The following is a 14021-nucleotide window of genomic DNA, read 5'->3' on the forward strand; positions in this document are numbered from 1 at the left end:
AAAGCGAATGGTGCCAAAAACTGGCACTGCCCCGTTATAGAGTCGGTGTCATGTCCACTCTCGGAAGGCGAACCCAACATGTCAGCAGGCTATAAACGTATTCAGTACTCGTGCTACGGCGGTCCGGAAGTGATGCGCATCGAAGCATTCCAGTTGCCAGCACCCGGCAAGGATGAAGTGCTCGTGCAGGTCAGATTTGCAGCGATCAACCCCATTGACTGGAAGTTGCGTCAGGGCCGGATGAAGCTGATCACCGGCAGAACATTTCCGCGCGCGATGGGTATGGATTTCTCTGGCGTGGTTCTTGCGGTTGGGGCAAGCGTCAGCCGCTTCCAGGTCGGCGACGCGGTTTTCGGGCTATCCCGCTTCAAAGAAAGTGGCGCATTGGGCGAAGCCGTCGTGACCAGGGAGGACTTTCTGGCGAGCAAGCCGGATACTCTTTCCTTCGCCGATGCGGCGTGCCTCGGCACACCGGGCATTACCGCGTGGAACGGGCTGATCGACAAAGCCAGGCTGCAAGCCGGTCAGCAGGTTTTCATCAATGGTTGCGCGGGGGCAGTCGGCGAAGCGGCGGTGCAGATCGCCCTGATGTCAGGGGCCACGGTATCGGGCAGTTGCAGCGCGTCGGACGTTGCCTGGGCACAGGCGCTGGGGGTATCGACCGTCTACGACTACCGGTTAACGGACCTGACAAGACTGCCGGCGCGCTTCGATGTGGTGTATGACACGGCCGCGACGATGACGGTCTCGACCGGTATCGGATTGCTGCGTCCGGGCGGCTGTTTGCTTGATCTCAATCCGGGTCCGGGTAAATTCCTGCGCGGCCTGATTGATCGGCGACTGAAACTGGTCATCGGCACACCGCGACACGAAATCCTCGAAACACTGGCCAGTGCCGCCAGTGAGGCACGCTTGAAGATTCGGCTAGGAGAAGTGGTGCCGCTGGACGGCGCCATACAACTGATCCGCGAGCTCGAACAGGGCCGCAAACTCGGCGGCAAAGGTGTCGTCGCCATGGAGCGTTAATGGCCAGAAGTCATCGTCTGTTTGAGCTGATGCAAGCGCTGCGGCGTCATCGTCGTACGGTGTCCGGCAAGGCCTTGGCGGCTGAATTGGGCGTGTCGTTGCGCACCATTCGCCGCGACATCGTCACGCTGCAAGGCATGGGGGCCGAGATCGACGGCGAGCCGGGCCTTGGGTATGTGCTCAAGCCCGGTTTTGTCCTGCCGCCGCTATCGTTCAGCGCCGAGGAAATACAAGCCTTGGTCATCGGCGCGCAATGGGTCAGCCGGCAGACCGACAGCCAACTCGCGGGCGCCGTCAACAATGCCCTGGCGAAAATCAGTGCCGTGCTGCCCGCGCAGATGCGGCCGATCTTCGAAGACGAAACCTTTTACGTGGCCAAGCCGCACAAGCCCGGCACAACCATCGACCTCAGCGAGATTCGTCGGGCGCTGCGCGAGCAGAACAAGCTGCGCATCGCGCTAGCGCTCGAACATGCGGAGGCCGCCGAACACATCATCTGGCCGATCATGTTGGGCTTTATCGAAGGCAAGCGCTGCATCGCGGCGTGGTGCGAAGGCGACAGCCGGTTTCGCGTGATCGATATGGCTGACCTTGCGACGGTGCAGGTGCTCGTCGAACACTACGCGCCTGACCGCCGGCGCTTGATCAAACAATGGCGTGCCGAGGATGTGCGGCCCTGCAACAGTCAGGGCGAGGTGTGTTGAGCCATGTAACCTGGGCCACAACGGCCCCGCCGCTCACACCGCCAGCAGTTGTCGGGTCATCGCCATCGAGGTCTGCAGCGACTGCCCGGTACGCTGCAATTTGTTCAGCAAACTGGCGCCCAACCACAGCTGATACAAGGTTTCCGCCAGATGCCGGGCATCGCCCTGGGGCAGGCTGTTTTCGGCTTGACCCTGTTCTATACACAAGGAAATACGCGCCACCACTTGCTCGGCGCCATCGCGCAAGGTCAGGCGCATCGACTCCGACAGGTCGGCGACTTCGGCGCTGAGCTTCACCACCAGACATTCGTCGCCATGCCCTTCGAGGGTGCAGCGGTTCTGCCAGCCCTGCCAGTAATCCATCAACCGCTCATAGGCGCTCAGCCCCGGCAGCGTCAGGCGCCGCTCCATGTCGGCGAGGTAGCCGACGAAGTAATCCGCGAGCAGCGCCTGGCCGTACAACTCTTTGGATTTGAAGTAGTGATAGAACGAACCCTTGGGCACACCGGCGGTTTGCAGGATTTCGTTGAGGCCGACACTGGTGAAGCCCTTCTCGGCCATCATCCGGTGGCCGGTGTCGAGCAAATGTTGGCGGGTGTCGTCGTAGGTCGGTTTCATCGGGCGCACATTACCAGGCAATAGACCAGTCGTATATTTCGAGGAACGGAAGTTTGCCATACCTGTCGATGAAAAACCGCAGGATAAAAAATTACTAGACGACTGGTCTAATTGGAATCTATGCTGCGCCCCGACAAACGTTTTCTGACCGGTGTGGCCGATGGGCGAATCCTTCGCTCAATCGAAGACACCTGATCGACTCAAGGTGCTCTATGAAAATCCTGATGGTTTTGACTTCCCACGATCAACTCGGCAACACCGGCAAGAAAACCGGCTTCTGGCTGGAAGAGTTCGCCGCGCCCTACTACGCCTTCAAGGACGCCGGCGCCGACGTCACCCTGGTCTCGCCGGCTGGCGGCCAGCCGCCGCTGGACCCGAAAAGCGATGAGCCAGACGCGCAGACCGCCGAGACTGATCGCTTCCGCAAAGACTCCGCCGCGCAACAGGCGCTGGCCAATACCGGTCGCTTGGCCGACGTCAACGCCGATGATTTCGATGCGGTGTTTTACCCGGGCGGCCACGGCCCGCTGTGGGATCTGGCCGAAGACAAGCAGTCGATCGCGTTGATCGAAGCGTTTGACCGCGCCAACAAACCCCACGGTTTTGTCTGCCATGCGCCGGGGGTATTGCGTCACGCCCTCACCGCTGACGGCAAACCGCTGGTCCAGCATCGCCAGGTCACCGGTTTCACCAATGCCGAAGAAGAGGCCGTTGGCCTGACGGACGTGGTGCCGTTCCTGATCGAGGACGAGTTCCAGCGCCTCGGCGGTCATTACTCGAAAGTCGCTGACTGGCAGGTTCATGTGGTCGCCGATGGGCAACTGGTCACTGGCCAGAACCCTGCCAGCTCCGCCGCCGTCGCGAAAAAACTGCTGGAGATGCTGGGCTAAACCCTCGCTTCCAACCTTCCTAACGCCGGGTGCGTCTTGCCCGGCGTTATTTTTTCACCTAATCAATAGACGACTGGTCTAATAAGTCGCCAAAAGGTCACCCATGAACAACAGCCGTTTCTTTACCCCCGCCACTCTCGGCCATCACACCTTGAAAAACCGTATCGTCCTGCCGCCCCTCACCCGCCAGCGCAGCACTCAACCGGGCAACATCGCCAATGAACTGATGGCCGAGTATTACCAACAGCGCGCCGGCGCCGGTTTGCTGGTCACCGAAGGCACGCAGATCGAACCCCGAGGTCAGGGCTATGCGTGGACGCCAGGGATTCATACGCCTGAGCAAATCGCCGGTTGGCGCAAAGTTACCGAGGCGGTGCATGCCGTGGACGGGGTTATTTTCGCCCAGTTGTGGCACGTAGGTCGGGTCTCCCACACCGCGTTGCAACCCGACGGTGCTGCCCCAGTTTCCGCCTCCGCCGTGGCTACCGACCGGGTCAGCGTGTTTATCGAAACCGCGCCTGGCGCCGGTGAACTGGTGCCGCCATCGGCACCGCGCGCACTGAGCACGGAAGAAGTTCAGGAGTTGGTTCAGCTGTACATTCAGGCGGCGCGCAACGCCATGGACGCCGGCTTCGACGGCATCGAATTGCACTGCGCCAACGGTTATCTGGTGAACCAGTTCATCTCCGCCCACAGCAACTTGCGCGACGATCAGTACGGCGGTTCGCTGCACAACCGCCTGCGCTTTCTCAAGGAAGTGGTCGCCGGCGTCGCCGAGTGCATCGGCAAGGAAAAAGTCGGCGTGCGCTTCGCCCCACTGTTTACCACCACCGATGAAGCGCGCACTTATCTGGGCATGGTCGAGGAAGATCCACACACCACTTACATCGAAGCGATCAAAGTGCTGCAGGACGTGGGCATTGCCTATTTGTCCATTGCCGAAGCCGACTGGAACAACGCCCCGGCGATGCCACAAACGTTCCGCCAGGCCGTGCGCGAGACCTTCAGCGGCGCGATCATTTATGCCGGGCGCTACACCGCAGAATCCGGGGCGCAACTGCTCGATTCTGGCCTGGCAGACTTCGTCGCTTTTGGCCGTCCGTTCATGGCCAACCCCGATCTGCCGGCGCGCATTGCCAATGACTGGCCGTTGAATGCGTTGAACCCGGCGACGGTGTATGGCGGTAACGCCGAAGGCTATGTGGATTACCCCGTTTATCCCGGCTAAGCCTTTCCACGCGGCATCAAGCGCTCCCGCAACAGCGGGAACGTTCATCCGAGTCGGAGTGCAAACCCTTGTGGGAGCGAGCCTGCTCGCGAAAGCGGCATGTCAGTCAGCCAACATGTTGAATGTGACGAAGCCTTCGCGAGCAGGCTCGCTCCCACAGGGGGGGGATGTAAATATTCACCGCACAAAAACCTATACACAGACTACAATCTGTACAACTATCTGGACTTAACGCTTAAACGTCCACTCGGCAGCCTGCTGCTCACTACGCTGAATCCGTGAAATGAACAAAACCCATCGGCTGTGCCTCGTTCTGGGTGACCAGTTATCGTTTGATCTGGCTTCATTGGCAGGTCTGGATCGCGAACAGGATCGTTTGCTGCTGGTCGAGGTCATGGAGGAAGCCAGCCATGTTGCCCATCACCCGCAGAAGATTGCCCTGATCTTCAGCGCCATGCGTCACTTCGCTAAGGCGTTGGAAAACCAAGGCTTCCAAGTGCATTACGTGACCCTCGACGACCCGCACAACAGCGGCTCGGTGCCCGGCGAGTTAAAGCGCTGGCAGGCGCTGCTGCGAGCCAACGAATTGCACATGACCGAATGCGGCGACTGGCGTCTGGAGCAATCGCTGAAAGATTGTGGTTTACCGATCCACTGGCATGCCGATAACCGTTTCCTCTGCAGCCGCGACGAATTCCGCACGTGGGCCGCTGGCAAAAAGCAGTTGCGCATGGAGTTCTTCTACCGCGAGATGCGCCGCAAAAGTCGTCTGCTGCTCAACGGCGATGGCACGCCAGTCGGCGGCGCCTGGAACTTTGATGCTGACAATCGCAAAGCCCTTCCCAAATCCGTCAAGGCGCCCTACCCGGCGGGTTTTACCAACGATGCAATCACCCTCGAAGTGCTAGCACTGGTCAAGGATCGCTTCGCCAGTCACTACGGCAGCCTGGATGATTTCAACTATCCGGTGACGCATACCGATGCCCAGGCACTGTGGGACTGGTTTCTCGATTACGGCCTGGCCGGGTTCGGCGATTATCAGGACGCCATGGCCAGCGACGAACCGTTTCTGTTCCATGCCCGCATCAGCGCTGCACTGAACATTGGCTTGCTCGATCTGCGCCATCTCTGCGCCGATGTGGAGTCGGCCTATTGGTCCGGCAGCATCGCGCTGAATGCCGCCGAAGGCTTCATCCGCCAACTGATCGGCTGGCGCGAATATGTCCGAGGCGTTTACTGGCTGCACATGCCCGAGTACGCCGAGGGCAATGCCTTCGGTAACACGCGGCGCTTGCCAGAGTTCTACTGGACCGGCGACACGCAAATGAAATGCATGCGCCAGGCCATCGGCCAGAGTCTGAAACACGCCTACGCCCATCACATTCAGCGCCTGATGGTCACCGGCAATTTCGCCCTGCTCGCCGGCATCGCGCCGAGCCAGATCTGTGAATGGTATCTGGCCATTTACATGGACGCTTTCGATTGGGTCGAGCTGCCCAATACCCTCGGCATGGTCATGCACGCCGACGGCGGTTACCTGGGTTCCAAGCCTTATTGCGCCAGCGGCCAGTACATCAACCGGATGTCCGACTACTGTCGCGACTGTGCGTACTCGGTGCGTGAAACCACAGCCGACAACGCCTGCCCGTTCAATGCCTTGTACTGGCATTTCCTGATGCGCCACGGCGACCTTCTGCGCAGCAATCAGCGCATGGGCATGATGTACAAAAACCTTGATCGCATGCCGTTGGAAAAACAGCAGGCTTTGTGGCAACGCGGGCAGAGTCTGCTCGACAGACTGGATCGCGGCGAATCGCTATGAAAACGCGTGTGCCTTTGGCCCGTGTGCAACTTAAACATGGGGCCCTGGGTCAATGGCTGACAAAGCTTGTGAGGCCGATGGTTTGAAAGACGCCAATTGAACGCAAGCCAACCATCAACGCATGAAGGGTGAACATCCTGAAACAGCTTACTCGCGAGGAGCTTGAGTCCGAAGTCACGCGCCTGCGTCTGGCCGTCAAGGCGACCTGCGACGCCGTCTGGGACTGGGATCTGAAAACCAATCAGGTCATCTGGAACGACTCGCTGCAACAGGCGTATGGCTACGCGTCAGCAGCCATCGAGCCGACGTGTGATTGGCGGTTTGCGCAGATTCACACGCAGGATCGCGCGCGCGTGACAACCTCGATTCGCTCGGCGATTGACGGCTCCGGGACGACCTGGAGCGCCGAGTACCGCTTCCTCTGCCACGATGGTTCATACGCCGAAGTGCTTGATCGCGGACATCTGATCCGCAATGCCGATGGCCAGGCCGAACGCATGATCGGTGCGATGCTCGACCTGACCCGTTCGCGCAGTGCCGAAACGGCACTGCGCCAGAGTGAAGAGCGCTTCAGCACCATTCTGGAGACCATCGAGGCGGCGTTCGCCATCGTCAAAGTCAAATTCGACGCCGACGACCACCCCATCGACTATTACTTCGTCGAGGCCAACCCGGCGTTCGAGCGTCAGGCCGGGGTCAACCTGCGGGGCAAGTGGGTCACCGAGTTTGCGCCCAACCTGGAGAAATTCTGGTTCGAGACTTACGGCCATGTGGCCAAGACCGGCGAGCCGGCCAACTTCGAGAACTACGCCAATACCTTCGAACGCTGGTTCGATGTGCGCGCCGTCCGCGTCGGCGACCCGGCCGATCGGCAGATTGCGATCTTCTTCAGCGATGTCACCGAACGCCGCGACGCGCAAGAACGCTTGCGCATCAGCGAAGCGGTCGCTCGGGAAAACGTCGAACGTGTCCAGCTCGCCCTCGCCGCCGGCGCCATTATCGGTACCTGGCACTGGCACCTGCCCAGCGATCGTTTCAGCGTCGATGAAGCCTTCGCGCGGGTGTTCGACCTCGACCCGGCCTGGGGTCTTGACGGCCTGAGCCTGGAGCAAGTGGTGATGACCGTTCACCCGGACGACAGGGAAGGACTCACCACCGCGATCAACGAAGTCATTGCCCGTGGAGGTGCCTATTCCCACCAATACCGAGTTCGCGGCGCGGATGGCCAATACACCTGGATTGAAGCGAACGGCCGCGTCGAGTGCGCCGAAGACGGCACGCCTTTGCGCTTTCCCGGCGTGCTGATCGATGTCGAAGACCGGCGCAACGTCGAAGCCGAGCGCGACCGGGTCACCGCCGCATTGAAAGCCCTCAACGACACACTGGAACAACGGGTCTCGGCGCGCACCGCCGACCTGATGCAGGCCGAAGAAAAGTTGCGCCAATCGCAGAAGATGGAAGCGGTCGGGCAGCTCACCGGCGGTCTGGCCCATGACTTCAACAACCTGCTGGCAGGCATCTGCGCCTCCCTTGAGCTGATGGACAAACGCATCGCCCAGGGTCGCCTGAACGACATCGACAAATACATGCAGATCGCCCAGGACGCCGCCAAACGCGCCACCGCCCTGACCCATCGTCTGCTGGCCTTCTCTCGACGTCAGACCCTCGATCCACGGCCGACTGAAGTCAACGCACTGATTGCCGGCATGAGCGAACTGATCCAGCGCACCGTCGGCCCGAGCATTCGCCTGAAGACGGTCGCCGCCGCCGATCTGTGGCCAGCACTGGTCGATGCCAGTCAACTGGAAAACGCCCTGCTCAACCTGTGCATCAACGCTCGCGACGCGATGCCCGATGGCGGCAGCATCATCGTCGAGACCGCCAATCGAACCCTGGATGCTGAATCAGCGCGCGTACGGGAAATGCCCGAAGGCCAATACCTGTGCCTGTCGGTCGCCGACACCGGTACCGGCATGAGTGCGGAAGTGATCGCCAAGGCCTTCGACCCGTTTTTCACCACCAAACCGCTGGGCCAGGGCACCGGGCTCGGGCTGTCGATGATCTACGGTTTCACCAAGCAATCCGGCGGGCAGGTACGGGTGCAATCGACCGTGGGTCAAGGCACGACCATGTGCGTTTACCTGCCGCGCTACGTCGGCGAAACGCAGCGCAATCAGGATGACGCGCAAAGCTCAGCGACGCCTCATGCCAAGGCCGGCGAGACCATCCTGATTGTCGACGACGAACCCACCGTCCGCATGCTGCTCAAGGATGTGCTGAACGATCTCGGCTACAACCTGCTCGAAGCGGCCGACAGCGTTGAGGGACTGGAAGTATTGCGTTCCAGCGCGCACATCGACCTGCTCATTACCGATGTCGGTTTGCCCGGCGGCATGAACGGCCGGCAGATGGCCGATGCGGGCAGGCAAATCAGGCCGAAGCTGAAGACCTTGTTCATTACCGGGTACGCGGAAAACTCGGTGATCGGTAACGGTCAACTCGGCCCGGGCATGCAGGTGCTGACCAAACCGTTCGCCGTCGACACGTTGGTATCACGGGTCAGTGGCCTGCTGACCATCGACTTCGATTGAAGGTTGCGCAGCGAACCTCATGAATCTGTTGCGCCCTGCCGTTTTCGCTTGATACAGCGCTTGATCGGCGCACTCGATCAGAGCGCTCACCGGATCCAGGCGCGGACCGCGCGCAGCGGCAATGCCGATGCTCAGGCTCACGCGGGCCACGGGACTGTCAGGGTGGGCAATGTTGGCGTACTGCAAGCGCTCGATTATCAGCTGCGCCACCACCTCGGCACCGTCAATATCGGTGTCGGGCATGATCACCGCGAACTCTTCACCACCATAGCGCGCTACCAGATCCGACGGCCGCCGCACACACGCATCCAGCACGCTACCGACGGTTTGCAGACAGGCGTCGCCGGCAACGTGCCCGAGCGCATCATTGAACCGCTTGAAATAATCGATATCGATCATCAGCAACGCCAGCGACGAGTTGTTGCGCTGTGCCCGCCGCGCCTCTGTGGCCAGGGTCTGGTCAAAGCAGCGCCGATTCGCCAGACCGGTCAGCGCATCCTTCATGGCCAGCAGTTCCAGCTGTCGATTGGAACCGAGCAACTGCTGCTGAGCGATGCGCAGTTCGCCTTCAATCTGGGTCCGGCGACGGATGTCGAGGATCAAGAACCAGCCGATCAGGCCGGTAAGCCCCAACAGCCCCGCCACCACCACCGCCGACAGCAGCGCTTCCGTTCGCCACGCGGTGAGCGCTTCACGCTTGCCGATGGCGACCGTGGTGATCAGCGGCAACTTCTCGCTTTTGCGAAAGGCGTAGAGGCGTTCGACGCCATCCAGGCTGGAGGTATACGACGCGGTACCGACCGATTGATCGACCAGGTACTTGGCGTAGATCGGCGACTTGGAAAAGTTGCGGCCCATGTCCTGCTCGCGGAACGGATAGCGCACCAGCAACGTGCCGTCGGTGTACGACAAACCGATAGCACCTTCCTGCCCGACGTCGAGTTTGCCGAACAGGCGCAGGAAGTTTTCCACGCCCAAGGTCACGGCCACCACCCCGGCAAACTCGCCACGATCATCGTTGAAACGGCGGCTGACGGTGATCACCCACTCCTGATTGGAGCGGCTGCGGATGGGTGGCCCGATAAAGGGTTCGCGGCTCGGGTCGTCGCGATGATGAATGAAATAGGCCCGATCACTGCTGTTGGCCCCCGCCGGGATCGGCCGATTCGACGACATCAGCCAATGGCCCTGACGATCATAGATGGTGATCCCACTCATTTGTGGCATCAACGGCTGCTGGCGGTTGATCAGCGCACCCAAGCGCTGGATCTGCGCGGGGCCACTGCCTTCGGTTTCCAGGCGCTCGACCAGCCCGAGCAACAGCAGCGAACTTTGCCGGACAATGCCCTCGGAATAGGTCTCTAGTGCCTGGGTCAGGTTCAACCCGTGCACGTTGACTTCCTCCAGCGCGCGATCGCGCGAGGACAGCACTTTCCAGATGGTCAGCGACGCCAGAGAGCAGCCGATGACCAGCAGCAAGAGGATGACGAGGTGGGTATCACGCTTCACGAAAGTACCTAATGGAAAGTCCGGTTTCCGGTTCCGGCCGTTACTGATTCAAGGCAATAACAGCGGTCGTATGTCCTCGACCGGCGCAAGGATACAAGCAGCGCGTCGAACGTGCAGCAACCGTATGACGGAACGTCGTTTTCAGCCCCTTGACGTTGTTTCGCAACGACACGGCGACGGCCTGCAACTTATATTCGTGGCCGCAGGTCATTAGGCTTGCTGAGGTTGAATCCATCCGCAAACCTCGAACATTGAAGATACCGCCGTGGCCGCTGACCTCGATCGCCGCAATAACCTGTCACTGGACAGCCTGAACTTCTTCCTCGCCGACGTGCGCGACGGTCTCGGCCCCTACCTGGCCATTTACCTGTTGGCGGTGCATCACTGGGAACCGGCGAGCATTGGCCTGGTGATGACCATCGCCGGGGTCGCCGCGCTGATCACCCAGACACCCGCCGGCGCCTGGGTCGACAACAGCCGGCGCAAACGTGCGCTGATTGCGATCGCCGCGCTGCTGGTGACCGGCAGTTGTCTGCTGCTGCCGTTCGTGACGTCGTTCACGTGGGTGGCGTTGACGCAAACCCTGAGTGCAATGGCCGCTTCGATATTCGCCCCGGCCATCTGCGCGATTACCCTAGGCATGACCGGGCCACGGGCGTTCACCCGGCGAACCGGGCGCAATGAAACCTTCAATCATGCCGGCAACGCCTGCGCCGCCCTCCTCGCCGGCGTATTCGCCTATCTGTTCGGCCCGGTGGCGGTGTTCTATCTGATGGCGGCCATGGCCCTGGCCAGTGTCATCGCCATCGCCTGCGTATCGCCAGAAGCGATCGACCATGATCAGGCCCGCGGACTCGATCCCGCCGACACTGGCCATCACCAGCCTTCCGGTTTATCGGTGCTGCTGGGCAACCGGTCGCTGTTGCTGTTCGCCATTTGCTGTGCGCTGTTCCACCTCGCCAACGCAGCGATGTTGCCGTTGGTGAGCCAAAAACTGGCGCAAGCGAATTTGCAGATGGCCACCCCGCTGACCTCCGCCTGCATCGTCGCCGCGCAACTGGTGATGGTGCCGGCGGCATTACTGGTCGGGGCGAAAGCCGATGTGTGGGGACGCAAGCCGCTGCTGCTGGCCGGATTTCTGATCCTGCCATTGCGCGGTGTGCTCTATACGCTGTCGGACGATGCTTACTGGCTGGTCGCGGTGCAGCTGCTCGACGGCGTCGGCGCCGGTCTGTTCGGCGCCTTGTTTCCGATCATGGTCAAAGACCTCACCCAGGGCACCGGCCACTTCAATATCAGCCTTGGCGCGTTGACGACTGTGTTCGGGCTGGGCGCGGCACTGAGCAATGGCCTCGCCGGGTTCGTTGTTCAGGAAGCTGGTTACAGCGCGGCGTTTCTGACCCTGGCCGCTATTGCGGCGGTGGCGGTTGTGTTGCTTGGGATCGGTGTTCCGGAAACCCAGCGCAGTGGCCGGCAGGCTGAAAGCGGATTGGTCGAGGCCAGCACTGAATCCTCAGCGTAATCCATATCCCATCCCTGCCCTCTCATCGCCGCCAAATCGTGTTTGCGCGGCATTAAAAATCCAGGACTCAGTGGATCAGGCAAGCAATCCAGAGGAATGCACTTCGGCGCTGAGGCGCTGATCGAGAGAATGTTCGTGCACAGGCTCAGACGAATAAACCCTCAATCGCAAGGACATTCCAGTGAAAGGTTTTTGCTTGGCCTTCGGGCTGCTCTTCAGTACTTTTTCAGCCATGGGAGCCGATATGTCGAACGGCGCAGACAACTTCTACACCAGCGATAAAGTGACCGTGGAAAAGGTCACCTTCAAGAACCAGTACGGGATGAAGGTCGCAGGCAATCTGTTCAGCCTGAAGAACCTCGACCCACAGTCAAAAAATGCCGCGATCATCGTCGGCCACCCGATGGGCGCGGTGAAAGAGCAAAGCGCCAATCTCTACGCGACCAAAATGGCCGAACAAGGCTTCGTCACGCTGTCGTTCGACTTGTCCTTCTGGGGCGAGAGCGAGGGCCTGCCACGCCAGTCAGTTGCGCCGGACATTTATGCCGAAGACTTCAGCGCGGCGGTGGACTTTCTCGGTACTCGTCCACTGGTCGATCGCGAGCGTATCGGCGTCATCGGTATTTGCGGCAGCGGCAGCTTTGCCATCAGTGCCGCCAAGATCGACCCACGTTTGAAGGCGATTGCTACTGTCAGCATGTACGACATGGGCGCCGCCAACCGTAACGGCCTCAAACATTCGCTCACGCCAGCGCAACGCCAATCCATCGTTGAACAGGCGGCGCAGCAGCGTAACGCGCAGTTCTGGGGCGGCCCGATCCGCTACACCGGCGGCACACCGCTCAAACTCACCGGCAACGCGGTGGGTGACGAGTTCTACGACTTCTACCGCACACCGCGTGGTCAGGTCACGCCAGCCGGCGCTTCACCGCAGACCACGACCATGCCGACGTTGATCAGCAATGTGAAGTTCATGAACTTCTACCCGTTCAATGACATCGAGAGCATCTCCCCGCGTCCGCTGCTGTTCATTGCCGGTGCTCAGGCGCACTCCCGCGAATTCAGTGAAGACGCGTATCAGCGCGCGGCCGAACCCAAAGAGCTGCTGATCATTCCAGGGGCCGGCCATGTCGACTTGTACGACCGGGTCAATCTGATTCCCTTCGCCAAATTGACCGAGTTCTTCAGCCATAACCTGAAGTAACACCATCGCGGCGCTGCCAGCGCTTTAAAGCGCAGACACGACAAAAGCCTGCTTTCAAGGCAGGCTTTTGTTCGGTCGCGCAGGCTTACTTCTGCTGAGCAGTCAGCGCCGAGTAGCTGTTCATCAGGTTGCGGTAGTTCGGGATCCGCTGCGACAGCAAGTTACCCAAGCCTTCAATGTCGTTGCGCCAGTCGCGGTGCAGCTCACACGCCACCGAGAACCAGTTCATCATCTGCGCACCGGCCTGAGTCATGCGGCTCCACGCGGCTTGTTGCACGGTGGTGTTGAAGGTGCCGGAGGCGTCAGTCACCACAAAAACATCAAACCCTTCCGCCAGCGCCGACAAGGTCGGGAACGCTACGCAGACATCCGTCACTACACCGGCAATGATGATCTGCTTGCGCCCGGTAGCTTTGATCGCTTTCACAAAATCTTCGTTGTCCCAAGCGTTGATCTGACCTGGGCGAGCAATGTACGGCGCATCCGGGAACATCTCTTTCAATTCCGGTACCAGCGGGCCGTTCGGGCCTTGTTCGAAACTGGTGGTGAGGATGGTCGGCAATTCGAAGAACTTGGCCAGATCAGCCAGGGCCAGCACGTTGTTCTTGAATTCGTTTGGCGAGAAGTCCTGCACCAGGGAAATCAGGCCAGTCTGATGGTCGACCAGCAACACGATGGCGTCATCTTTGTTCAGGCGGTTGTAGGTTGGAGTGGTCATGGTGTGCGTCCCTTTTGAGTTTTTGAAGTTGTTGTTGCGTTCAAGTTGGGTACAGATTACTGACGCACAGGGACGGGATAAATCGGCTGAAAAGCGTTTCACCGTCAACTCAAAAAGGACAATTCAACGACGGCGCGCGCTCTGTTCCGAACTTTTTGGCGATCCTTGTCATACTGTTGTGATGCATTA

Annotated in this window: 11 protein-coding genes; 8 read left to right on the forward strand and 3 right to left on the reverse strand. The window is 60.2% G+C overall.

The genetic code is table 11. The features are described 5' to 3' along the window. Positions 1-78: 78 nt before the first annotated feature. Both AC5SEM_RS13255 and AC5SEM_RS13260 read left to right on the forward strand, forming a co-directional pair. A complete protein-coding gene (locus tag AC5SEM_RS13255; RefSeq protein WP_495473262.1) occupies positions 79-1026 on the forward strand; it encodes an NAD(P)-dependent alcohol dehydrogenase in 948 nt (315 codons plus the stop codon). Next, a complete protein-coding gene (locus tag AC5SEM_RS13260; protein WP_102899148.1) occupies positions 1026-1730 on the forward strand; it encodes a helix-turn-helix transcriptional regulator in 705 nt (234 codons plus the stop codon). Before AC5SEM_RS13255 ends, AC5SEM_RS13260 begins: the two co-directional genes overlap by 1 nt. 33 nt (positions 1731-1763) lie before the next feature. Here AC5SEM_RS13260 and curR read toward each other — a convergent pair whose 3' ends face one another. Then, entirely contained in the window at positions 1764-2348 is a 585-nt protein-coding gene (gene curR / locus AC5SEM_RS13265; RefSeq protein WP_160057495.1) for a TetR family transcriptional repressor CurR, read from the reverse strand. Positions 2349-2560: 212 nt separating this feature from the next. Between curR and AC5SEM_RS13270 the strand changes: the two genes are divergently transcribed. From AC5SEM_RS13270 to AC5SEM_RS13285, 4 genes are all read left to right on the forward strand, one after another. Next, entirely contained in the window at positions 2561-3238 is a 678-nt protein-coding gene (locus tag AC5SEM_RS13270) for a type 1 glutamine amidotransferase domain-containing protein (RefSeq protein ID WP_495473263.1), read from the forward strand. Between the two features lie 103 nt (positions 3239-3341). Next, positions 3342-4466, forward strand: a complete 1125-nt coding sequence (locus AC5SEM_RS13275) for an alkene reductase (RefSeq protein WP_495473264.1) — start codon at positions 3342-3344, stop codon at positions 4464-4466. Between the two features lie 283 nt (positions 4467-4749). Continuing rightward, entirely contained in the window at positions 4750-6288 is a 1539-nt protein-coding gene (locus tag AC5SEM_RS13280) for a cryptochrome/photolyase family protein (RefSeq protein WP_495473265.1), read from the forward strand. 128 nt (positions 6289-6416) lie between these two features. Then, on the forward strand, positions 6417-8879 hold the full coding sequence (locus tag AC5SEM_RS13285; RefSeq protein ID WP_495473266.1) for a PAS domain-containing protein: 2463 nt from the start codon (positions 6417-6419) through the stop codon (positions 8877-8879). Here AC5SEM_RS13285 and AC5SEM_RS13290 read toward each other — a convergent pair. Then, the gene (locus AC5SEM_RS13290) at positions 8841-10388 is read right to left on the reverse strand and encodes a sensor domain-containing diguanylate cyclase (protein WP_495473267.1); all 1548 of its coding nucleotides are present in this window, start codon (positions 10386-10388) and stop codon (positions 8841-8843) included. The two genes, AC5SEM_RS13285 and AC5SEM_RS13290, sit on opposite strands and share 39 nt — an antisense overlap. 265 nt (positions 10389-10653) lie before the next feature. On the opposite strand from AC5SEM_RS13290, the gene AC5SEM_RS13295 reads away from it, so the two are divergent. Together AC5SEM_RS13295 and AC5SEM_RS13300 are read left to right on the forward strand one after the other, a co-directional pair. Continuing rightward, positions 10654-11910: an MFS transporter gene (locus tag AC5SEM_RS13295; protein WP_495473268.1), complete on the forward strand. Its 1257-nt coding sequence runs from the start codon at positions 10654-10656 to the stop codon at positions 11908-11910. Between the two features lie 181 nt (positions 11911-12091). After that, on the forward strand, positions 12092-13114 hold the full coding sequence (locus tag AC5SEM_RS13300; RefSeq protein WP_495473269.1) for an alpha/beta hydrolase: 1023 nt from the start codon (positions 12092-12094) through the stop codon (positions 13112-13114). Positions 13115-13199: 85 nt separating this feature from the next. On the opposite strand, the gene ycaC is transcribed toward AC5SEM_RS13300, so the two are convergent. Continuing rightward, positions 13200-13832, reverse strand: a complete 633-nt coding sequence (ycaC, locus tag AC5SEM_RS13305; RefSeq protein WP_007916011.1) for an isochorismate family cysteine hydrolase YcaC — start codon at positions 13830-13832, stop codon at positions 13200-13202. Between the last annotated feature and the right edge of the window lie 189 nt (positions 13833-14021).

The organism is Pseudomonas sp. CH61, from assembly GCF_059429415.1.

Excerpts from the sequence above, each read along its gene's own strand:
- AC5SEM_RS13255 (WP_495473262.1), top strand. The coding sequence starts at position 79 with ATGTCAGCAGGCTATAAACGTATTCAGTACTCGTGCTACGGCGGTCCG.
- AC5SEM_RS13260 (WP_102899148.1), top strand. The coding sequence starts at position 1,026 with ATGGCCAGAAGTCATCGTCTGTTTGAGCTGATGCAAGCGCTGCGGCGT.
- curR (WP_160057495.1), bottom strand. The coding sequence starts at position 2,348 with ATGAAACCGACCTACGACGACACCCGCCAACATTTGCTCGACACCGGC.
- AC5SEM_RS13270 (WP_495473263.1), top strand. The coding sequence starts at position 2,561 with ATGAAAATCCTGATGGTTTTGACTTCCCACGATCAACTCGGCAACACC.
- AC5SEM_RS13275 (WP_495473264.1), top strand. The coding sequence starts at position 3,342 with ATGAACAACAGCCGTTTCTTTACCCCCGCCACTCTCGGCCATCACACC.
- AC5SEM_RS13280 (WP_495473265.1), top strand. The coding sequence starts at position 4,750 with ATGAACAAAACCCATCGGCTGTGCCTCGTTCTGGGTGACCAGTTATCG.
- ycaC (WP_007916011.1), bottom strand. The coding sequence starts at position 13,832 with ATGACCACTCCAACCTACAACCGCCTGAACAAAGATGACGCCATCGTG.